The sequence below is a fragment of the Pseudomonas sp. GW821-FHT10C09 genome, assembly GCF_059415465.1.
Genome location: NZ_JBWKNG010000012.1, coordinates 40,462 through 61,621, shown reverse-complemented (window position 1 = coordinate 61,621; position 21,160 = coordinate 40,462). Strand labels below are relative to the sequence as shown.

At 61.2% G+C, this 21,160-nt stretch carries 22 protein-coding genes; 17 read left to right on the top strand and 5 right to left on the bottom strand.

Going from position 1 to position 21,160, the window contains the following annotated elements:
* Nucleotides 1-75: 75 nt before the first annotated feature.
* Nucleotides 76-1,155: a patatin-like phospholipase domain-containing protein gene (locus AC07N8_RS14220; RefSeq protein WP_123432466.1), complete on the bottom strand. Its 1,080-nt coding sequence runs from the start codon at nt 1,153-1,155 to the stop codon at nt 76-78.
* A gap of 272 nt (nt 1,156-1,427) precedes the next feature.
* Between AC07N8_RS14220 and AC07N8_RS14215 the strand changes: the two genes are divergently transcribed.
* Genes AC07N8_RS14215 through AC07N8_RS14200 form a run of 4 tightly spaced genes read left to right on the top strand, consistent with a single transcriptional unit; the run spans nt 1,428 to nt 4,023 of the window.
* On the top strand, nt 1,428-1,736 hold the full coding sequence (locus tag AC07N8_RS14215; protein WP_483842640.1) for a PepSY domain-containing protein: 309 nt from the start codon (nt 1,428-1,430) through the stop codon (nt 1,734-1,736).
* Nucleotides 1,736-2,041, top strand: a complete 306-nt coding sequence (locus AC07N8_RS14210; RefSeq protein ID WP_483842641.1) for a PepSY domain-containing protein — start codon at nt 1,736-1,738, stop codon at nt 2,039-2,041. The genes AC07N8_RS14215 and AC07N8_RS14210 overlap by 1 nt, the downstream gene beginning before the upstream one ends.
* A gap of 3 nt (nt 2,042-2,044) precedes the next feature.
* Nucleotides 2,045-2,713, top strand: a complete 669-nt coding sequence (locus AC07N8_RS14205) for a response regulator transcription factor (RefSeq protein ID WP_483842642.1) — start codon at nt 2,045-2,047, stop codon at nt 2,711-2,713.
* A complete protein-coding gene (locus tag AC07N8_RS14200; protein WP_493144151.1) occupies nt 2,710-4,023 on the top strand; it encodes a sensor histidine kinase in 1,314 nt (437 codons plus the stop codon). Before AC07N8_RS14205 ends, AC07N8_RS14200 begins: the two co-directional genes overlap by 4 nt.
* Nucleotides 4,024-4,172: 149 nt before the next feature.
* Here the strand turns inward: AC07N8_RS14200 and AC07N8_RS14195 are convergent, their stop codons facing one another.
* Nucleotides 4,173-6,320, bottom strand: coding sequence for a methyl-accepting chemotaxis protein (locus AC07N8_RS14195; RefSeq protein ID WP_493144149.1), 2,148 nt, complete (start codon nt 6,318-6,320; stop codon nt 4,173-4,175).
* Between the two features lie 293 nt (nt 6,321-6,613).
* Between AC07N8_RS14195 and AC07N8_RS14190 the strand changes: the two genes are divergently transcribed.
* Both AC07N8_RS14190 and ctpM read left to right on the top strand, forming a co-directional pair.
* Nucleotides 6,614-7,930, top strand: a complete 1,317-nt coding sequence (locus AC07N8_RS14190; protein ID WP_185044997.1) for a Na+/H+ antiporter family protein — start codon at nt 6,614-6,616, stop codon at nt 7,928-7,930.
* Between the two features lie 199 nt (nt 7,931-8,129).
* The gene (gene ctpM, locus AC07N8_RS14185; RefSeq protein WP_483842645.1) at nt 8,130-9,812 is read left to right on the top strand and encodes a methyl-accepting chemotaxis protein CtpM; all 1,683 of its coding nucleotides are present in this window, start codon (nt 8,130-8,132) and stop codon (nt 9,810-9,812) included.
* 129 nt (nt 9,813-9,941) lie between these two features.
* Here ctpM and AC07N8_RS14180 read toward each other — a convergent pair whose 3' ends face one another.
* Nucleotides 9,942-10,877 (bottom strand): LysR family transcriptional regulator, encoded by a 936-nt coding sequence (locus AC07N8_RS14180; protein WP_483842646.1) that lies wholly within the window; start codon nt 10,875-10,877, stop codon nt 9,942-9,944.
* 112 nt (nt 10,878-10,989) lie between these two features.
* Here AC07N8_RS14180 and AC07N8_RS14175 point away from each other — a divergent pair, with 112 nt between their 5' ends.
* From AC07N8_RS14175 to AC07N8_RS14165, 3 genes are all read left to right on the top strand, one after another.
* Nucleotides 10,990-11,475: a DMT family transporter gene (locus AC07N8_RS14175; protein ID WP_007945307.1), complete on the top strand. Its 486-nt coding sequence runs from the start codon at nt 10,990-10,992 to the stop codon at nt 11,473-11,475.
* Entirely contained in the window at nt 11,475-11,930 is a 456-nt protein-coding gene (locus AC07N8_RS14170) for a DMT family transporter (protein WP_493144145.1), read from the top strand. The genes AC07N8_RS14175 and AC07N8_RS14170 overlap by 1 nt, the downstream gene beginning before the upstream one ends.
* A 72-nt stretch (nt 11,931-12,002) precedes the next feature.
* Nucleotides 12,003-12,170, top strand: a complete 168-nt coding sequence (locus tag AC07N8_RS14165; protein ID WP_493144142.1) for a metallothionein — start codon at nt 12,003-12,005, stop codon at nt 12,168-12,170.
* Between the two features lie 78 nt (nt 12,171-12,248).
* Here AC07N8_RS14165 and AC07N8_RS14160 read toward each other — a convergent pair whose 3' ends face one another.
* Nucleotides 12,249-12,476 (bottom strand): DUF6555 family protein, encoded by a 228-nt coding sequence (locus tag AC07N8_RS14160; protein ID WP_483842648.1) that lies wholly within the window; start codon nt 12,474-12,476, stop codon nt 12,249-12,251.
* A 146-nt stretch (nt 12,477-12,622) separates the two neighbouring features.
* On the opposite strand from AC07N8_RS14160, the gene AC07N8_RS14155 reads away from it, so the two are divergent.
* From AC07N8_RS14155 to mnmH, 5 genes are all read left to right on the top strand, one after another.
* Nucleotides 12,623-13,402: an AraC family transcriptional regulator gene (locus AC07N8_RS14155; RefSeq protein ID WP_483842649.1), complete on the top strand. Its 780-nt coding sequence runs from the start codon at nt 12,623-12,625 to the stop codon at nt 13,400-13,402.
* Between the two features lie 219 nt (nt 13,403-13,621).
* Complete coding sequence (locus AC07N8_RS14150; RefSeq protein WP_081744004.1) at nt 13,622-13,795, top strand: DUF1427 family protein; 174 nt, start codon at nt 13,622-13,624, stop codon at nt 13,793-13,795.
* Between the two features lie 28 nt (nt 13,796-13,823).
* Entirely contained in the window at nt 13,824-14,780 is a 957-nt protein-coding gene (locus AC07N8_RS14145; protein ID WP_493144138.1) for a quinone oxidoreductase family protein, read from the top strand.
* 191 nt (nt 14,781-14,971) lie between these two features.
* Nucleotides 14,972-16,006: a selenide, water dikinase SelD gene (gene selD / locus AC07N8_RS14140; protein WP_027925430.1), complete on the top strand. Its 1,035-nt coding sequence runs from the start codon at nt 14,972-14,974 to the stop codon at nt 16,004-16,006.
* A complete protein-coding gene (mnmH, locus tag AC07N8_RS14135) occupies nt 16,006-17,109 on the top strand; it encodes a tRNA 2-selenouridine(34) synthase MnmH (RefSeq protein ID WP_493144135.1) in 1,104 nt (367 codons plus the stop codon). The genes selD and mnmH overlap by 1 nt, the downstream gene beginning before the upstream one ends.
* Nucleotides 17,110-17,290: 181 nt before the next feature.
* Here mnmH and AC07N8_RS14130 read toward each other — a convergent pair whose 3' ends face one another.
* Nucleotides 17,291-17,962, bottom strand: a complete 672-nt coding sequence (locus AC07N8_RS14130) for a histidine phosphatase family protein (protein ID WP_493144312.1) — start codon at nt 17,960-17,962, stop codon at nt 17,291-17,293.
* Nucleotides 17,963-18,335: 373 nt separating this feature from the next.
* On the opposite strand from AC07N8_RS14130, the gene AC07N8_RS14125 reads away from it, so the two are divergent.
* The 3 genes from AC07N8_RS14125 (at nt 18,336) to hemB (ending at nt 21,132) form a co-directional block, all read left to right on the top strand.
* Nucleotides 18,336-19,040: a glutathione S-transferase family protein gene (locus tag AC07N8_RS14125; protein ID WP_123432445.1), complete on the top strand. Its 705-nt coding sequence runs from the start codon at nt 18,336-18,338 to the stop codon at nt 19,038-19,040.
* A gap of 24 nt (nt 19,041-19,064) precedes the next feature.
* Entirely contained in the window at nt 19,065-19,907 is an 843-nt protein-coding gene (locus AC07N8_RS14120) for a PhzF family phenazine biosynthesis protein (RefSeq protein ID WP_493144133.1), read from the top strand.
* Between the two features lie 250 nt (nt 19,908-20,157).
* Nucleotides 20,158-21,132, top strand: a complete 975-nt coding sequence (gene hemB, locus AC07N8_RS14115) for a porphobilinogen synthase (RefSeq protein WP_483842654.1) — start codon at nt 20,158-20,160, stop codon at nt 21,130-21,132.
* Nucleotides 21,133-21,160: the final 28 nt, after the last annotated feature.

Sequence of the window (21,160 nt, the reverse complement as noted above, 5' to 3'; positions counted from 1 at the left end):
AGCTCTGTCAGGTGGCGATCGCCGCGGCGATGTGGGCAGGCGGCGAGTTTACCAGAGCTGCGGGCGAAACACTGACTAAAGGGTCAGCAAGCGCTCGCCGAGGCGACCATTGGCGGCCAGTTCGAGGAATTCATCGCCGAGGCGACGGCTTTCGTCCATGGCGGCGCGCCAGTATTTTTGCCGGGCCGGCGCATCGCCCATGAAACGCTTGAAATCGTTACGGTCCGGCAGTTTGCCGTAGGGCAGGCGCGCCAGATACTCCTTCGACGGCGCCAGCAGCAGAACATCCTGCAAGCGCGCGGGGCAGGCGCGGCGCCACGGCAAGGTCTTGTCGAACCAGCCGGGAATCACCCGGTCGGTGAAATGCGGATACAGCACGATGTCGTTGCCGCTGTAGGGCAGGTCGAGGTGATAGTCGAGCAGTCCGCCATCGCGGAACGTCCCCGCACCGGCGCCGGGCAAGTCGCGCACGCCTTCCATCACCATCGGGATCGAACCCGACGCCAGCAGCGCCTGGCGCAGGTTGCCGGCGTTCAGCGCAACGAAGCGCGACGGAAAGTCGTTCAGCGCATTGACCGGCGGGGCCAGGCGCGGGTCGTGAATGATCAGCCGTTCGAAGTGCCGCGACAGTCGCGCGCGACCGCGCAGGTTGTCGGCGATCACCGAGCCCAGCGCCAGCCCGAGCCGGCCGCGATGATCGTCGGCCAGGTTGCCGTGGCTTTTGACCACCATGATGTTCAGTCGGTAATTCGCGTTGCTCAGGATCGAGGCATCGCGGCCGTCTAGCAGTTCATCGAGCATGCGCTGCGAACTCTGGCTGATCTGCGCCATGGTCACGCCCTTGGCGAAGTTCTGCTCGGTGTACAAATGCCCGAGGCGCCGGATGCCTTCGGCGGCGTCCGGCAGACAAGCACTGGCGAAGCGCCAGGAACCGACCGAGGCGCCAATCAGCGAACGTTCGCGCGGTGCGGCCGGTAGCCATTCGCCAAACAACGCCAGGTCCAGCCCTTGAATCCCCAATGCCTTGGGGCCACCGGCGGCCCCCGGCAGCGTGCCGACGTCGGCGGCGCTCAAGCCGTCTTTGCGGATGCGCGCCAACGCACGCGGGCCGGCCTTGAGGGTCAGGGAAGGGAACTTGATGTGGATGGCGGTCATACCGGTCTCGATGGTTGGCAAGCGCAAGATTATAAACAGGTCGGGCAACACCACCAATCCACTGTGGGAGCGAGCCTGCTCGCGAAAGCGGTGGGTCAGATACGTTAATGTTGCGTGTTCCGACGCTTTCGCGAGCAGGCTCGCTCCCACAGGGTTTCGGGTGACGTCTGCAATATCGTGTTGCCATCTTTCATGATGGCAATTCAGTTTCAATTAAGTTCAGCTCGCTAAGGTGCCCTTCGTAGGCAACACATAAAAATACGGAGACACCCATGAAAACCCTGACTGCCCTGTTCACCGCCTCGATCATTGCCATGACCGCCAGCCTCGCCCACGCTCGCGACCTCGGTCCCGACGAAGCCCTGAGGCTGCGTGACGCTGGTACCATTGTGTCTTTCGAGAAGCTCAACGCCACGGCTCTGGCCAAACACCCCGGTTCGACGGTGACCCAGACCGAACTGGAAGAAGAGTACGGCAAGTACATTTATCAGGTTGAGCTGCGCGACCCACAGGGCATCGAGTGGGACCTGGAATTAGACGCCGTCAGCGGCCAGGTTCTCAAGGATCATCAGGATACGTAATGAAGGTGTTTTCGTTTTCACGCATGGCGCTGCTGCTTCTGGCGTTTTGTTCGGTGGTCATGGCCCGCGACCTCGACCAGGACGAAGCCCTGCGCCTGCGCCAGCAAGGGGTGATCCTGCCACTGGAGCAACTGCTGCAGCAGGCGCTGGATCGCTATCCCGGTTCCAAACTGCTGGAAGCCGAGCTTGAAGAAAAGCACGACGTCTACATTTATGAAGTCGAGTTGCTGACCGCCGAGGGCGTGGTCCGCGAGCTGGACATCGAGGCCACCACCGGCCGTTTACTCAAAGACAAGGAAGACTGATCGATGCGATTGCTGCTGGTGGAAGACCACGTGCCGTTGGCCGACGAACTGATGGCCGGCCTCAATCGTCAGGGTTATGCGGTGGACTGGCTGGCCGACGGTCGCGATGCGGTCTATCAGGGCAGCAGCGAGCCCTATGATTTGATCATCCTCGACCTCGGCCTGCCGGGTTTGTCGGGGCTTGAGGTGCTGAAGCAATGGCGCGATGGCGGTTTGTCGACGCCGGTGCTGATCCTCACCGCACGCGATTCGTGGGCCGAGCGCATCGAAGGCCTCAAGGCCGGTGCCGACGATTATCTGACCAAGCCCTTTCATCCAGAAGAATTGCACCTGCGGGTTCAGGCGCTGCTGCGTCGCTCCCACGGCCAGGCCAATCAGCCGACGCTCAAGGCGGCCGGGCTGCACCTCGATGAAGGCCGTCAGTGCGTGACCCGCGATGGCGCCGACATTCAGCTGACCGCCGCCGAGTTTCGCCTGCTGCGCTATTTCATGCTGCACCCCGAACAGATCCTCTCCAAAAGCCACCTCGCCGAACACCTCTACGACGGTGAAACCGAGCGCGATTCCAACGTGCTGGAAGTTCACGTCAACCACCTGCGCCGCAAACTTGGTCGCAGCGTGATCGAAACCCGTCGCGGTCAGGGTTACCTGTTCGGCGGGGCTGCTCAGTGAGGTCGATCCAGCGCCGGTTGAGCCTGGGACTGATCAGCGTCATGGTCGTCGTCGGCCTGGTGTTAGCGCAAACCAGTTTGTGGTTGTTCGAAATGGGCTTGCAGCGCTACCTCGAAGCCGGGCTGCGCAACGACAGTGAAAACCTGCTGGTGGCGCTGGTCCGTGGGCCGCAAGGCTTGCAACTGGATGAGCGGCACCTGTCGCCGGCCTATCAACGCCCGTTCTCCGGGCATTACTTCCGCATCGACTTCGACGATAACCACTGGCGTTCCCGTTCGCTGTGGGATCAGGAATTGCCACGGCTGGAGCATCCGGGCCTGCACAGCAACCTGCAATTGGGGCCGGAAGGGCAGCAGTTACTGGTGTTGCGTTCCGACTATCGACGCCTTGGCCAGTCGATTTCCATCAGCGTCGCGCAGGACTACACGCCGGTGCGCGAGAGCTTCAAACGCATGCAGCAAGTGGGGCTGGGGCTGGGGTTGGCGGGGTTGTTGCTGATTTTGCTGTTGCAACGCATCACTGTGCGCCGCGCCTTGCGCCCGCTGGAAAAGGCCCGCGAACAGATCGCCCAGCTGCAACAAGGCCAGCGCTCGCAACTGGATGATCAGGTGCCGGTGGAACTTGAGCCGCTGGTGGCACAGATCAACCATCTGCTCGCGCACACCGAAGACAGCCTCAAGCGTTCGCGCAATGCCTTGGGCAACCTCGGTCACGCCTTGAAAACCCCGCTGGCGGTGCTGTTGAGCCTGGCGTCCAGCGAAAAACTCGACGCTCATCCCGAGTTGCGCAAGATCCTCAAACAGCAGCTGGAACAGGTCCAGCAACGCCTCAATCGCGAACTCAACCGCGCCCGATTGTCCGGCGACGCGCTGCCGGGGGCGTTGTTTGATTGTGATGAAGAACTGCCGGGGCTGTTGGCGACGTTGAACATGATTCATGGCGAGCACCTGGCGCTCAGCTACCGCGCACCGGCCGGTTTGCAGCTGCCGTGGGACCGTGAGGACTTGCTTGAACTGCTCGGCAACTTGCTCGACAACGCCTGTAAATGGGCGGATGCCGAGGTTCGCTTGAGTGTGGTCGAGACGGTGGACGGGTTTGAGTTGAGCGTCGAAGACGATGGGCCGGGGATTCCCGCGGACCAGCGGGCGCAAGTGTTCAGTCGCGGTACGCGGCTGGATGAACAGACGGATGGGCACGGGTTGGGGCTGGGGATTGTGCGCGACATCGTCGACACGTGGGGCGGGGTACTGCGGTTGGAGGAGAGCGAGTGGGGCGGGTTGAAGGTCGTGATCGAACTCCCCAAACGCTGACCCCAATCCAAACCCCACCAAAAATCCCCTGTGGGAGCGAGCCTGCTCGCGAAGGCGGTGTGTCAGTCGACATCTCTGTTACCGGACACACCGCTTTCGCGAGCAGGCTCGCTCCCACATTTTGATCTTCAGCTGACGCGATAGCCGGGTCAGACCCGGAACTGATCCATCAGACTCTGCTGTTGATTTGCCAGGCTGTTCAGCGACTGGCTCACCCGCGCCGATTCATTCGCCTGCCCCGACAGCGATTCCGTCACGTCGCGAATCGTTGCCACGTTGTTATTGATCTCTTCCGCCACCGCGCTCTGTTCTTCCGCCGCCGAAGCAATCTGCAGGTTCATGTCGCTGATCACCGTCACCGCCTCGCCGATCTGGCGCAACGCGGTCACGGCCTGGCTGACCTGTTCGACACTGCCCTGAGCCTGACGATGGCTGTTGTTCATCGAGCCGACCACGTCTTGGGTGCCGCTTTGCAATTGCTCGATCACCAGGCGGGTTTCCTCGACCGATTCCTGAGTGCGGCGCGCCAGATTGCGCACTTCATCGGCGACCACGGCAAAACCGCGTCCGGCCTCACCGGCACGGGCGGCTTCGATGGCAGCGTTGAGAGCCAACAGGTTGGTTTGTTCGGCAATCGCGCGAATCACTTCCAGCACCGAACCGATTTTCTCGCTGTTCGCCGCCAGCCCTTCGACTTGCACCATGGCCGCGCTCATGTCAGCGGCGAGGTGGTCGATGCTGGTGGTGGTCTGGTCGATCACGGTCAACCCGCGGCGAGTCGCCTGATCAGCATCCTTGGCCGCCTGCGCGGCTTGCGCGGCACTGCGGGCGACGTCCTGGGCGGTGGCGCTCATTTCGTGGGACGCGGTGGCGACCTGATCGACCTGACGGTATTGCTGCTCCATGCCGGCGCTGGTCTGGGTGGCGATGGCGGACGACTGGTCCGCCGTGCTGCGCGCGTCCTGCACCGAGCGTTTGACCTCGGCGATGATCGGTTGCAGCTTGTCGAGGAAACGGTTGAACCAGCCGGCCAATTGGCCCAGTTCGTCCTTTTTGTCATAGGCCAGGCGCCGGGTCAGGTCGCCTTCGCCGCTGGCGATGTCTTCCAGCATGTGGGCCACGCCGAGGATCGGTTTGGTCACGCTGCGGGCCATCAGCCACACCAGCAACAGGCCGATCAACGCGGCCAGCACGCCGAGGCTGAGCTCGACCAGAGTGCCGGTGGTGTTGCTGTCGTCGAGTTGTTTTTTCAGGATCTCGGCCGGGCCGACCAGGACTTTTTCCGGCACGTCGAGCAGCACGCCCCAGGATTTTCCGCCGGGAATCGGCTGGAACGGCGCCAGCACTTTCAACTGGTGATCGTTGTGCAGGCTTTCGGTTTTGCTGCTGCCGGCGAGCATGCGGATCAGCTCGGCGCCGTTGGCCTTGTCCACGCTGTCCAGGCGCTGGCTGAGTTTGCTGGCGTCGGCACTGTAGCCGGCGAGCAAACCGACCGGGCTGAGGATGCTGACGTTGGTCTGGCCGTCATAGAGCTTTTTGCTCGCGCCCTGACTCATGGCCTGCAGGCTGTTGAGGTTGATGTCCACCGACAGCGAGGCGATCACTTTGCCGTTGACCATCAGCGGGAACACGATGCTGGTCATCAGCACGTTCTGGCCGTCGATCACGTAGAAGTACGGTTCGATCACGCACGGCTTGAGCGACGTGCGCGGGCAGGTGAACCAGGCATTGGCCGGTTCGCCGCTGGGGCCGGTGCTGGTGTCAGCCATGTCACTTTCCGGCAGCGCCATGGATTTCACTTTGCCCGGAGTCGGCTGTGACCAGTACAGGGCGAAACGGCCCTTGTCGTTGCTGCCGAGTTCCGCCTGGCCGCTGAACAGTTCGTCCTTGCCGTCCAGCGCATTGGCTTCGAACACCAGCGACAGGCCGAGCAGCTCGGGGTTGGCTTGCAGGGCCGACTTGACCTGGCGGGTCAGGTCTTCGCGCAGGTCGAAGGCGTCCAGGAAGCGCTTTTCCGCCTGATCACGCAGGAACAGCACCTGACGCGAGAAACCATGGCCATATTGATAGGCATCCATGAACTGCTGGCGAATCAGCAGCGCCTGGTTTTCACCCTGGGATTCGATCCGCGCCTGGGCGGCTTCGGTGAGCATCTCCATGCTTGAGGCTTTCACCATCGCGGAGCTGTGCTCCATGCGGTACAGCGAAAGCCCCACCAGCAGGGTCACGATGCCGGCCAGGCAAAGCCCGGCCAGCAGGGTGATTTTCCATTGGATGGAAAGTTGTCTTAGTGACATGGAGACGTCCTTTATTCGATAAATATCTGAGACTTTGCACTGTAGCGGCCGCAAATCTGCTTTCTTTATCCATGGTTACAATTAAGAAACCACCAGGTTTGTGGCGAGGGAGCAAGCTCCTTCGCCACATGGACATCACAGTCCGTAACACCTCAGCCAGACCCTCGCGCTTTGACACCGGGCCCACTCTGCGGCACAGTGCGCGCCCTCTAATAAAACTCATTCCTTGATCCGCTGGCGGCTCTTCGCAGACTGCCGGCTGAGCTCATTTCGCTTGCCTTGAGGTAACGATGATTAATGCTGTAATCGCCGCGGTCGGCATCATGCTGATTCTCAGCCTGTCCCGCGTGCACGTAGTGATCGCGCTGATTGTCGGCGCGCTGGTGGGTGGCCTGACCGGTGGCCTGGGCATCGACGCCACGCTCAAAGCCTTCAACAGCGGCCTCGGCGGCGGGGCGACGGTGGCGTTGTCCTATGCCCTGCTCGGCGCGTTCGCCGTGGCGATTGCCAAGTCCGGCATGGCCCATGCCCTGGCGGACAAGGCCCTGGCGATGGTCGATCGGCAACACGCCAGCGGTGGCGGTCAAGTCAAGTGGCTGCTGATCGGTTTGCTGTGGGTGGTGGCCATCGCTTCGCAGAACATTCTGCCGATACATATCGCCTTTATCCCGCTACTGGTGCCGCCGCTTTTATACGTGCTGACCAAGCTGCAACTGGATCGCCGCTTGATTGCCTGCGTGATGACCTTCGGTTTGATCACCCCGTACATGTTCCTGCCGGTGGGCTTCGGCAACATCTTCCTCAACGAGATTCTGCTGGCCAACGTCGCCCGCAGCGGTGTGGACATCAGCGGCATCAACGTCACCCACGCCATGGGCATCCCGGCACTGGGCATGGTGTTCGGCCTAGCAGTGGCGTTTTTCAGCTACCGCAAGAAGCGCGTCTATGACCTGGAAAAAATCGAGCAAGTCGAACAGGTCGCGGTGCAGTACAACCCGCTGAGCCTGATGGTCGCGGGCGTGGCCATTGTGGCGGCCTTCATTATTCAGTTGCTGCTGGACTCGATGATCATCGGCGCCCTGGCCGGGTTCCTGATTTTCTCGGTGTCGGGCATTGTGAAGTGGCGTGAAACCGATGACCTGTTCACCGAAGGCATGAAGATGATGGCGATGATCGGCTTCATCATGATCGCCGCCTCCGGCTTTGCCGAAGTGATGAAAGCCACCGGCCAAGTGCAGACGCTGGTGGAATCCTCGGCCTCGTGGATCAACCACAGCAAGGGCATCGGCGCGCTGTTAATGTTGCTGGTCGGCTTGCTGGTGACCATGGGCATCGGTTCGTCGTTTTCCACCGTGCCGATCCTGGCGGCGATTTTCGTGCCGCTGTGCGTGCAACTGGGGTTCAGCCCGCTGGCCATCGTCTGCATCGTCGGCACGGCCGGCGCCCTGGGTGACGCCGGCTCGCCAGCCTCTGACTCGACGCTGGGCCCGACCTCGGGTTTGAACATCGACGGCCAGCATCACCACATCTGGGACACCGTGGTCCCGACGTTCCTGCACTACAACCTGCCGCTGCTGGCGTTTGGTTGGGTGGCCGCGATGATTCTCTAACCCCGTTCTCCCTCATCACAGTGGACTAAATGTGGGAGCGAGCCTGCTCGCGAAAGCGGTGTATCAGTCAACATCAACATCGACTGGCACACCGCTTTCGCGAGCAGGCTCGCTCCCACAGGGGGCCGCGCTCAACTTTTGGCCCGGCGTGCCGTTAAAGCCTTTAACCACGCCAACAAAACCAAAAGAGTGAACCGTCATGCGCATGAGCCTGAAGGCTAAAGTCCTGTCCCTTGCCGTTCTCCCGGTGTTGCTCTTTGCCCTGGTTATCAGCCTGACCACGCTGTTCGTGCTTCAGGAACAGGCGCACAAGGAAGTCGAGGAAACGCGCCAGCGCCTGCTCAACGACGCCAAGGCCACTCTGCAAAGCTACGTGGCCGTGGCCATGACCACGATCAAACCGCTCTACGACGCCGCCGCCCCCGGCGATGATGCCGCGCGGGCGCAGGTGATCAAGTTGCTGTCGAGCATCACCTACGGCAAGGAAGGCTACTTCTTCGGCTACGACTCCAACACGGTTCGCCTGTTCAAGGCCAACAGCCCCGAAGGCGTGGGCCAGAGCTTCAAGGACAACCGCGACCCGAACGGCGTCTACGTCAACCGCGACCTGGTGAAAGTCGCCAAGGACGGGACGCACTACCTGCAATACAGCTCGCCACTGCCCGGCAACACCCAAGTGCTGGTGCCTAAACTGGGCTACACCGAATACCTGTCGAAGTGGGACATGGCGGTGGGTACGTCGGTCAACCTCGACGGCATCGAAGCGCAAGTCGCGCTGGTGGAAGCCAAGGTTCAGGAGCGCATGGAAGGCGTGCTGCTGAGCATCGTCGGGATTGCCGTGGTGGTGCTGTTGGTGATCGCGGCGGTCGGCATGCTGCTGGCCAACACCATCCTGCGCCCGTTGAACATGATGAAAGCCAACCTCGATGACATCGCTGCAGGCGAGGGCGACCTGACCCGTCGCCTGACCATCACCAGCCAGGACGAACTCGGTGAACTGGCGGGCTCGTTCAACCGCTTTGTCGACAAGATCCACAGCCTCGTGCGTCAGATCACCGAAATGACCACACAACTGACTGGGCTGGTGAACCAGGTGTCCGATCAGGCCCAGCGCTCAGACCAGGCCATGGAACGTCAGCGTCATGAGACCGATCAGGTCGCCACGGCGATCAACGAAATGTCGGCAGCGGCGCAGGAAGTGGCCAAAAGTGCGCAAAACGCGGCAGTCGCTGCGCAGCAGACCGACGAAGAAGGTCAGGCCGCCAAACGCGTGGTCGCGGGCAGCATCGTCAAGATTCATGCGCTGGTGGACGACATCCGCAGCAGCGGCGTATCCCTGGACAGCTTGCAAAAAGACGTGTCGTCGATTGTCAGCGTGCTCGGGGTGATCCGTTCGATTGCCGATCAGACCAACCTGTTGGCGCTCAACGCCGCCATCGAAGCGGCACGCGCCGGTGAAGCAGGCCGTGGTTTTGCGGTGGTGGCCGATGAAGTGCGGGCGCTGGCCAGTCGCACGCAGATCAGCACCCAGGAAATCCAGAGCATGATCGACCGCTTGCAGGCTGGCACCCAATCGGCGGTGGAAGCCATGCGCCGTTCCAGTGAAGCGGGTGACGGCACTTCAGCGCAGGCCAACGAGGCGGGCGCCTCACTGGACACCATGGCGCAGTTGATCGGCACTATCAATTCGATGAACGCACAGATCGCCAGCGCTGCGGAAGAGCAAACGGCAGTGGCTGAAGAGATCAACCGCAGCGTGCATCAGATCGCGGTTGCCGTGGACAATGTGGCGGATGAAACCCAACTCGGTGCGCAGACGTCGCGCAGCCTGGCAGACCTCGGCCAGCGCCTCGGCAAACTGGTCGGCCAGTTCCGTATCTGACACCACACAAAACCTGTGGGAGCGAGCCTTTGTGGCGAGGGAGCTTGCTCCCGCTGGGTTGCGCAGCAGCCCCAAAATCTTGTGAGCGCTGCGCACTCAAGCGGGAGCAAGCTCCCTCGCCACAGGTGATTACGGTCTGTCCCAGTACGGAATCGGCCCAAAGCACTCGACAAAGAAATCAATCACCGTGCGCACCTTCACCGACAACCGTCGGCTGCCCGGCCATAACACCGCAATCTGCTGCGGCTCAAGGCTGTTGGATACCTGAAAGTCCCCCAGCACCGGCACCAGCGTGCCTTCGCGCACCGCTTCACCAATCAGCCACGACGGAAACATCACCAGCCCCAACCCTTGCTCAGCCGCTTGAACCAAGGTGTCGGCGTGGTTGCCGGTGATCGGCCCTTTGACCGAGTAGGGCGTCCAGTCTTGCTGATCCTTGCGGAAAAACCAGCGTTGCAAGCCGGTCGCACCTTTGTAGGCCAGGCATTGATGCGCCGCGAGGTCTTCAGGGCGTTGCGGCGTGCCGTGGCGTTCGAGGTAGGCCGGGCTGGCGGCGACTTGAAAGCGGTGCGGCGCGAGGATCCGTGCCTGCATGCTGGAGTCGTGCAGCGGGCCGATGCGAAACAGCAGGTCGGCGCCTTCTTGCAGCGGGTCGATGTAATGGTCGGTTTGCTGGATATCCAGTTGCAACTTGGGATAGCGCTCGCACAATTGTCCCAGCCACGGGGTCAGGTGCCGTTGGCCGAACACCACCGGGGCGTTGATCCGCACCAGTCCGCTCGGTTCGCTTTGCTGTTCCTGCAAGGCTTGCTCGGCTTCCTCCAGTTGCACCAGCACCAGTCGCGCATGATGACCGAGCATGCGCCCGGCTTCGGTGGGCGTGACGGCGCGGGTGTGACGGTAGAGCAATTGCTGGCTCAGGGCCTGTTCCATCAGTTGGATCTGTCGGGAAATCGAAGAGGGCGCCAGGCCCTCGCGCCGCGCCACTTCGGAAAAACTGCCGTGGTCGAGCACGGCGACAAACAGCCGAAGTGCCTTGAATCCGAGTTCGTTGAGACCGTGCATGGTTCGTCCCGCTGTGCGTGTTGCGCAAAAGTGTTGTCAGGATGCTCCCATTTATCGCAAAGCTCTGCCACCGGATAATGCCGGCCATTGTTTCTACAGGCAGGTTTCCCTTATGCAAGCGTCTTCAATCGACACCGCGGTCACACCCGCGACCAAACCAGGGCTGCGGCTATTGCTGTTGCCGCTGGTGATTCTCGCCGGCATGGGCCTTTCCGTGGAGGCCGGTTTGCTCGGGCCGCTCGGGGTTCAGGTCGGGCATTTGTGGGCGACGTTGAGCATCTTCGGGGTCGGTTCGGCGATTCTGTTTTTGCTGCTGTTGTTCAGCGGCCCGCAACAGGGCCCGGCGTTGAACACCTTGCCGCGCTGGCAGTTGATCGGTGGCTTTCTAGGGCCGATCTATGTGGTGGTGCTGACCCTGGCCACGCCGCACATCGGCATTGCGATGACCATGATCGCGATCCTCTGCGGGCAGGTCGGCAAAAGCGTGCTGATCGACCACTTTGGCTGGTTCGGCGCCAGTCGCAAAAAGGTCAACGGTGAACGCTGGCTGGCGTTGCTGTTGATTGTCGTGGCACTTGTTCTGATCGCTCGGGGTTGATGATGAATCTGATTATTTTGTTGGCCGTGATTGTCGCGGCCGGTGCGGTGTTGAGTGTGCAAGCGGCGATCAATGGCCGTCTGGGCGAAACGGTTGGCGTGTTGCGCAGCAGTTTGCTGACCTTCGTGGTGGGCGCGGTGGTCACCGGGCTGCTGATCCTGTTTTTCGAGCCGGCGCAGGCCGTGAGCTTGCTGGACGTGCCGAAATGGCAGCTCAGTGGCGCTCTGTTCGGCGTGGTGTACATGATGGTCATGGTCGGCGCGGTGCCCAAGGTCGGCACGGCGGTGGCGACCGTGGCGGTGATCGTCGGGCAACTGGGCATGGGCATGCTGATCGACAATTTCGGCTGGCTGGGCAATCCGGCCATCGACCTGTCCCACAGCCGGATCGTGGCGATGGTGTGCCTGGGGCTGGCGTTGGTGTTCATGTATCGCAGCAGCACACGGCAGGCCTGACACAAACTCCTACACTGGTAAGACGGGCCGCGTGTGCGGCACCCCGACGACCACACCAATGGAGTCCGACTCATGATCAGCAGTGACAGTATCTGCGATTGTCCCAAATGCTCGTGCAAGCTGGGCGAGCATCCGATAGCGCGCCACGGTAAACACTATTGTTGCGAAGCCTGCGCCCATCACCATTCGAATGGCGAAGAATGCTCCAGCAAGGGCTGCAAGTGTGCTCATGAGAAGTAGTGCTTAAACCTGATCAGAAGGATGAGTGTGGCGAGGGAGCAAGCTCCCTCGCCACAGGTATTCATTTGTTCTGTTTTATTAACTCGTCGGCCGCCACTTCACATTCTCGACCCCGAACTTTTCCGCCATCGGTTTGCTGGTCTTTTGCACCTTCTCTCGGCCGAATCGCGGGATCCTGCCCACTCCGGCGTCGCAGCTTGCCCAATGCCAAGCCTCCGCGTTGTCCATCTTGTCCAGGCGGATGATGAATGACTTGGGGACGCCATGAAGGGTGTATTCAATGACGAATAGTTTTGCGTTGTTCATAAAGCCCGTATTCCTCCCTGTGGTAATAGAAGGATCGTTGGGGTTACGGAAAATTCAGTCTTATTGTCAGACGGCGGCGGCCAGTGGCGACAAGGCCGTGGGCTGGTTACCATGCAAGACCTGAAAACCTCAATGATTGCTGCCCCATGGCCCTTGCCGCGCCCCCTGATCTGAGTGACACCGATGTGCCCGTGCAACCGCTGGCGCGCACCTATCCGCGCGGCTTGTTTATCGAGCCGCACGAGCATGTGTGGGGCCAATTGCTGTATGCAATGAGCGGCGTGATGTGGGTTGAAACGCCCCATGAGGCGCTGGTGGTACCGCCGCAACGGGCGGTATGGCTACCGCCGGGCGTGCCTCACGGGATTCGTGTGGTCTCGGACTTGCAGATGCGCAACATCTACCTGCGACCGTCATTGGCGGCCACACTGGAAAAGAGTGTTCAGGTGATTGAGGTCGGCGGTCTGCTGCGGGAGCTGATCGTCGGGCTGGTGGAGCAGGGCGAGGAAGGGGCTCCGGAGTATTACGAAGCGCTGGTCGGCCTGGCGCTGTTGGAGCTTAGACGAGCCAGGCGTTCTCTGTTGAAAATCCCGTTGCCGGATGATTCCGACCGGCGCCTGATGAACCTCTGTCAGGCGGTCATGGCCGCGCCATCGCTGGACATCCCGTTCGAACAACACGCTGAAAACGCCGGTGCCAGCGTGCGTACCCTGGCGCGGTTGTTCAAGGACAGTTTGGGCATGGGCTTCGCCGAGTGGCGACGGCAGGTGCAACTGGCGACGGCGGTCGCAGAGCTGATTCAGGGCGTGCCGGTCAGCGCAATCGCCCGCGAGCTGGGCTATTCACCGAGCAGTTTCAGCGACATGTTCCGCCGGGAACTGGGCGTCGCGCCTTCACAGTTTTCCAGCCATCACCAAACCTTGTAGCCGCTGGCAAAACCCTGTGGGAGCGAGCTTGCTCGCGAAGAGGCCGTCATGTTCAGCATCAATGTTGAATGAAAGACCGCCTTCGCGAGCAGGCTCGCTCCCACAGGGCTACGGTTTGTCTCTTTAGTGCTTTGGCCGAAATTCAGAAGCACTTGGCCGGTGCCCATTTCCACCTCGCACTAGACTTCAGGCCTGTCTTCATTGCCCCCGGAGTCCGCCATGAGCTACCTCATCTCGCTGGTCATCGGTCTGGGCGTCGGTTTGCTCTACGGCGCACTGGATTTTCGTTCCCCCGCACCGCCGGCCATCGCACTGGTCGGGCTGCTCGGCATGCTGGCCGGTGAAAAGTTGTGGCCCATGGGCCGGCAATTGGTCGCTGGCTGGATCTCCTGAACCGTTCATTTATTCCATGGAAACGCTCATGAAAGCATTGCAGTTCGACAAAACCGGCGACCTCTCGGCCTTGCGCTACGTTGACGTGCCCACCCCGGTTCCCGGCGCCGATGAAGTGCTGGTGCAGATCAAGGCCGCCGGCCTCAACCCCAGCGATGTGAAGAACGTGCTGGGACGTTTCCCTTACACCACGTTGCCACGGATCCCCGGTCGGGATTTTGCCGGTGTCGTGGTTGAAGGTCCGCAGGCGTTGATCGGCCAGGAAGTCTGGGGCACCGGGCGTGAACTGGGGTTCTTTGCCGACGGCTCCCATGCGCAATTCGTCAAGCTGCCGGCCAACGGCGTGGCGCTCAAGCCGACTCACCTGAGTTTCGCCCAGGCCGCCAGCCTCGGCGTGCCCTACACCACGGCGTGGGATGCGTTGGAGCGCAGCCTGGTGACGGCGCAAACGCGCTTGTTGGTGATCGGCGGCGGGGCGGTGGGGAGTGCGGCGTTGGCGCTGGCCAAGGTACGCGGCGCCCAGGTGCTGGCGGCGGCGCGGCGACCGGAGCAGGTCAAGGAATTGCAGGCTCTGGGCTATCAGACGTTGCAGCTGGATAAGCCTGAAGACTTGGGCGCTCAGGTGAACGCTGTGTATGCCGGCGGCGCTGACGTGATTTTCGACACCACCGGGTTCTGGCTCCCGGCCTCGGTCGCGGCGCTGGCAACCTTCGGCCGCATCGCCATCATCGCCGCGCCGGTGGACGGCATGGTGCAACTGCCGGCACTGGCGCTGTACCGCAAGGGGGGCTCGGTGGTGGGGATCAACTCGTTGCTGTATGGGGTTCAGGCATGCGCGGCAATGCTCGATCAGTTCGGCCAGTTCTTCGATCAGGATTTGTTGCCATTGCCGGAAGGGTTGTTTGAATCACCGTTGGCGCAAGGGTTGGTGCGGTATGCCGAAGTGAATCAGGGCAGCGGTGACAAGGTGATTCTGTTGCCATAACCGGCACTGATGCTGGTTGTGCCGGCCCCTTCGCGAGCAGGCTCGCTCCCACATTTGATCTTCAGTGAATACAGATTTTGTGTATGACGGAGATCTACTGTGAGAGCGAGCCTGCTCGCGAAGAGGCCAGCACAGTCGCCATCAACCTCGTCTGCTAGAATCGGCCGCATTGATCCCACAAGGTGCATCCCATGAGCGAGCCGATTCGTCTGACCCAATACAGCCACGGCGCAGGATGCGGTTGCAAAATCTCGCCCCAGGTCCTGGAAGTGATTCTGGCCGGCAGCGGGGCGCAGAACCTCGACCCCAAACTCTGGGTCGGCAATGCTTCGCGCGATGACGCGGCGGTGTACGCCATTGATGAAGAGCGCGGCGTCGTCTCGACCACTGACTTTTTCATGCCCATCGTCGACGACCCCTTCGACTTCGGCCGCATCGCCGCCACCAATGCCATCAGCGACATCTACGCCATGGGCGGCGATCCGTTGATGGCCATTGCGATCCTCGGCTGGCCAGTGAATGTGCTGGCGCCGGAGATTGCCCGGGAAGTGATTCGCGGCGGCCGCTCGGTCTGCGATGAGGCCGGAATCCCGCTGGCCGGTGGGCACTCCATCGATGCGCCAGAGCCGATCTTCGGCCTGGCCGTGACCGGCCTGGTGGAAAAGCGCCACATGAAGCGCAATGACACGGCCACCGCCGGCTGCCTGCTCTACCTGACCAAGCCGCTGGGTATCGGCATCCTCACCACCGCCGAGAAGAAGGGCAAGTTGCGCACCGCCGACATCGGCCTGGCCCGCGACTGGATGTGCACCCTGAACAAACCCGGCAGCCGTTTCGGCAAGCTCGACGGCGTGACCGCGATGACCGACGTCACCGGGTTTGGCTTGCTGGGGCACTTGGTGGAAATGGCCGACGGCAGCCAACTGACCGCCCGCATCGAATACAACCGCGTGCCGCGCCTGCCGGGCGTCGAGTATTACCTCGAGCAAGGCTGCGTGCCGGGCGGGACGCTGCGTAATTTCGACAGCTACGCCAGCAAACTGGGACGTCTCCAGGAACTGCACAAACGCGTGCTGTGTGATCCGCAGACCAGCGGTGGCCTGCTGATTGCGGTCACGCCCGAGGGCAATGAACGGTTCCTCGCGGTGGCGGCCGAACTGGGCCTGAACCTGGAACCGATCGGTGAACTGGTTGAGCGACAGACACACGCGGTTGAGGTGTTTTGATGTCGATCGACTTCACCGATTACCGCGAGATCTTCCTGAACGACCGGCCGATGATGGATGCGCGCGCGCCGGTGGAGTTCATCAAGGGTTCATTCCCCGGTGTGGTCAACCTGCCACTGATGAATGACAACGAGCGCCAGCGCATCGGCACGTGCTACAAGCAGCACGGGCAGCAGGCGGCCATCACGCTGGGGCATCAACTGGTGTCCGGCGAGATCAAGGCTGAGCGCATCCAGGCCTGGGCCGATTTTTCCCGGGCGCACCCTGAGGGGTATTTGTATTGCTTTCGCGGCGGTTTGCGCTCGCAGATCGTCCAGCAGTGGCTCAAGGACGAGGCCGGTATTGACTATCCCCGGGTCGGTGGCGGCTACAAGGCGATGCGCACCTTCTTGCTCGACACCCTTGATCAGGCCGTTACCCAATGCGATTTCGTCTTGCTCGGTGGCATGACCGGCACCGGCAAGACTGAGGTGCTGACGCAGTTGAGCAATGGGCTGGACCTTGAAGGCCACGCCAATCATCGCGGCTCAAGCTTCGGCAAGCGCGCGACCGGACAGCCGTCCAACATTGATTTCGAGAACCGTCTGGCGGTGGATGTGCTGAAAAAGCGCGCCCATGGCATCGAGCAGTTTGTGCTGGAAGACGAAAGCCGGGCGGTCGGCAGTTGCGCCTTGCCATTGCCGCTGTATCAGGGCATGCAGCAATTTCCGATGGTCTGGCTGGAAGACAGCCTTGAAGGGCGCGTCGAGCGGATTTTGCGCGACTACGTGGTGGACTTGTGTGCCGAGTTCATGGGTGTACATGGCGATGAAGGGTTTGCGCGGTTTTCCGAGCGCTTGCTGGAAAGCCTCAACAACGTGCAGAAACGCCTGGGCGGCGAACGCCATCGGCGGATGTTGATCCTGATGGAAGAGGCCTTGGCAGAGCAGGGCCGAAGCGGCGCGGTGGATTTGCACCGGGGCTGGATCGAAGGGTTGCTGCGCGAGTATTACGACCCGATGTATGCGTTTCAGCGGGAGAAGAAAGGCGCGCGGATTGAGTTTGCGGGGGAGAAGGCAGCGGTTCTTGAGTACCTGCGGGAGCGTGGTAACCAGCCAGGTTGATGCAGTGTTTGCCGGCCCCTTCGCGAGCAGGCTCGCTCCCACACTGGATCTTGGAGGGACACAAAATCTGTGTTCACTGAAGATCAACTGTGGGAGCGGGCTTGCTCGCGAAGAGGCCCTTGTAGCCGCTACAAATCTCGGAGCAAAGCAACCCCGATCAACCCGGCAAGTTGCCGACCGCTTAGGTCGGGCAAGTCTGCGAGCCGTTATCCAGCCCTTGCTTGTAACTGTGGCTGACGAGGCTGGCCTTGCCGTTGTGCCAGGTCAGGGTCAGGACGTACACCGAATCGTAGTCGCTGGACTCCCAGTCCTCGGAGATGTTCTGTTTCTCGCCGACCGCATCTCCCGCGACCTTGTTGATCAACTCGGGCAGGTAGCCGTGGGACCAGGCGGTGTAGATGATGGAGTTGTGGTACTTGTCGTGGAGCAATTCGTTCGCCAGGTCGCTGGTGTCGTTGGCCGAGAACTTGATGTTCACCGGCAAGCCGAGCTTGATCGCGCTGGGGCTGATGGTCATCAGGGGGCGGATGTAGCTGTAGGAATTGTCCAGTTCACCTTCCTCGACATTGCGCGTCGGGTTGGCGGCAAATACGTAGTTGGCCTTGCCGAATTTTTCCGGCAACAAGGTCGCCAGGTCGATGGCGCGGTTGAGGCCCTGGCAATTGAGCTGACCCAGACCTCCTTCGGGTTTTTCTGCGTGACGCAGGAACACCAGGGTCTGGGTGCCGTCCGCCGGTTGGGCGCGGCTTTCGCTGGACTCCAGCGACAAAAACAATGCGCTCGTCGCCAGCAGTGCCGGCAGAAAAATATACGCACGGTGTTTGAAGCGTTTGGTGAATCTGGACAGGTTCATCATGTGAATAAGGGATCTTCAGCGCATTCAGTTAAGGCTGACAAACCTTTACACCACCAGCTCCCAGCTTCGGGTGTTTTCCATGTCGTTGGGCCGGTCCGTGTCCGAAAGGGCATTTCTCAGAGTCCTCTGAGCCTGTTTGGTTCGATACCGGCGGGTGCGCGGCACTTTATCGATAACCTTGAACGGGGTGCAGTCAAGGTTATCGACAAGATGTTGCGAAATTATGGACACCCTACACGTAGAGGCGTTGGCGAAGGCTGACATCTGTTGATCGTCATCATCAGCGATTTCGATAACGCCAAAAGTTCGCAACCTGCGGGCGGCGATCCTGGATTATGCTCAACCCTTTCTTTGGCGATGGAGGCTAGCGATGACTGATCTGTCTGCGTTCCCGATTACCCAAAAATGGCCGGCCCAATACCCTGACTGGATCCAGCTGTACTCCTTGCCGACCCCCAACGGCGTCAAGGTCTCGATCATGCTCGAAGAGATCGGGCTGCCCTACGAGCCGCATCGGGTGGGCTTCGACACCCAGGATCAAATGTCCCCCGAGTTTTTGTCGTTGAGCCCCAACAACAAGATCCCGGCGATCCTCGACCCTCATGGTCCCGAGGACAAACCCCTGCCATTGTTCGAGTCCGGGGCGATTCTGATTTACCTCGCCGACAAGAGCGGGCAACTGCTGGCGCAGGAATCGGCTGCGCGTTACGAGACGATTCAATGGCTGATGTTTCAGATGGGCGGCATCGGGCCGATGTTCGGCCAGGTCGGTTTCTTCAACAAGTTTGCCGGCAAGGACTACGAGGACAAACGCCCCCGCGACCGTTACGTCGAGGAAAGTAAACGTTTGTTAAAAGTTTTGGATGGACGCCTTGAAGGGCGCGACTGGATCATGGGCGAGCGCTACACCATCGCCGACATCGCGACGTTCCCGTGGGTGCGCAACTTGATCGGCTTCTATGAGGCCGGCGATCTGGTGGGCATCAAGGACTTCAAGAACGTCACGCGCGTGCTGGAACGCTTTCTGGCGCGGCCGGCGGTGATCCGCGGACTGGAAATCCCCAACCCTAAATAGAATGCTTCACGAACAAGGAAGATCATGCGTTCATTCGATTTCAAGCAAGTAGATGTCTTCAGCCGCATCGCCCTCAAGGGCAATCCGTTGGCGGTGGTGTTCGGGGCCGACGCGCTCAGTGATGATCAAATGGCGGCGTTCGCGACCTGGACCAACCTCAGTGAAACCACGTTCGTGCTGGAGCCGCGCGATCCGCGGGCCGATTATCGCGTGCGGATCTTCACCACCCTCAACGAGTTGCCCTTCGCCGGTCATCCGACCCTGGGCACTTGCCATGCCTGGCTTGAGGCGGGGGGCCTGCCCAAGGGCGAGGAGATCATTCAGGAGTGCGGCGTCGGGCTGGTGCGGATCCGTCGACAGGGCGCGGAGCTGGCCTTCCTTGCGCCACCCCTGATCAACACCGGGCCGGTGGACGCCGAACTGGTGGAGCGCGTGCGATGCGGGCTCGGTCTGGAGGTCGGGGCGATTGTCCGGGCGCAGTGGGTGGATAACGGTGCCGGCTGGTTGGCGGTGATGGTCGCGGACCGCCAGCAAGTGCTGGACTTGCAACCGGATCATTCGCAAATGCTGGGTCTGGCGGTTGGCGTGATCGCACCGTGGAATCCCGAGCGTGATGGCGATGACGCGCAATTCGAAGTACGGGCCTTCATCTCCGGCGACGGCATGCCGGAAGACCCGGCGACCGGCAGTTTGAATGCCGGGATTGCGCAGTGGTTGCTGGCCGAAGGGCTGGCGCCGGCGTCCTATGTGGTCAGCCAGGGCCTGACGATGGGACGGGCGGGGCGCATTCAGGTGGATCAGGTGGGCGATGAAATCTGGATTGGTGGATCGGTGGTGACTTGCATCACCGGCACCCTGACACTTTAACCCTGTATGAAATCTAAACCGGTGGGAGCGAGCCTGCTCGCGAAGGCGTCGTGACAGCCAACATTTTATTTGACTGACACACCGCTTTCGCGAGCAGGCCCGCTCTCACAGGGTTTTGTGTTGGATTTGGGGATTATTGCCGAACCGGTAAGGGTTTGTTCCGCGCCTGAGGTTTGTGTCTTGCTCCGCACAGGGCATAAGCTTTGCCCCCTACGACGTTAGTCTCATCCTCCGTTTTTCAGGAATGCCCATGTCCAGCCAGTTCCCCGAAGCACGTCCACGCCGTCTGCGCCGCAATGCGAGCCTGCGCAGCCTGTTCCAGGAAACCGAGTTCAGCCTGAACGACCTGGTGCTGCCGATTTTCGTCGAGGAAGAAATCGACGACTTCGTGCCGATCAAAAGCATGCCCGGCGTGATGCGCATTCCGGAATCGAAACTGGCCGGCGAGATCGAGCGCTACGCCCGCGCCGGCATCAAGTCGGTCATGACTTTCGGCGTGTCGCATCATCTGGACAGCAGCGGCAGCGACACCTGGAGCGACAACGGCCTGGTGTCGCGCATGTCGCGGATCGCCAAGGATGCCGTGCCGGAAATGATCGTGATGTCCGACACCTGTTTCTGCGAATACACCGACCACGGCCATTGCGGCGTGATGCACAACCACGAAGTCGACAACGACCAGACCCTGATCAACCTTGGTAAACAAGCCGTGGCCGCTGCTCGGGCCGGTGCTGATGTGATTGCCCCGTCGGCGGCGATGGACGGGCAGGTCCAGGCGATTCGCCGGGCGCTGGATGACGCCGGTTTCAGCCAGACCGCGATCATGGCCTATTCGACCAAGTTCGCTTCGGCGCTCTACGGCCCGTTCCGTGAAGCCGGCGGCAGCGCGCTCAAGGGCGACCGCAAAAGCTATCAGATGAACCCGATGAACCGCCGCGAAGCGGTGCGCGAATCGCTGATGGACGAACAGGAAGGCGCAGATGCACTGATGGTCAAGCCGGCCGGCGCCTACCTCGACATCATCCGCGACATCCGCGAGGTCTCGCGTTTGCCGCTGTCGGCGTATCAGGTCAGCGGCGAGTACGCGATGATCAAGTTCGCCGCGCAAGCGGGGGCGATCGATGAGGACCGTGTGGTGCGTGAAAGCCTTGGGGCGATCAAGCGCGCCGGCGCGGATTTGATCTTCACCTACTTCGCAATGGACCTGGCTCTGGCCGGCATCTAAACCCCAACCCACAGTTGATTTGGGTTGA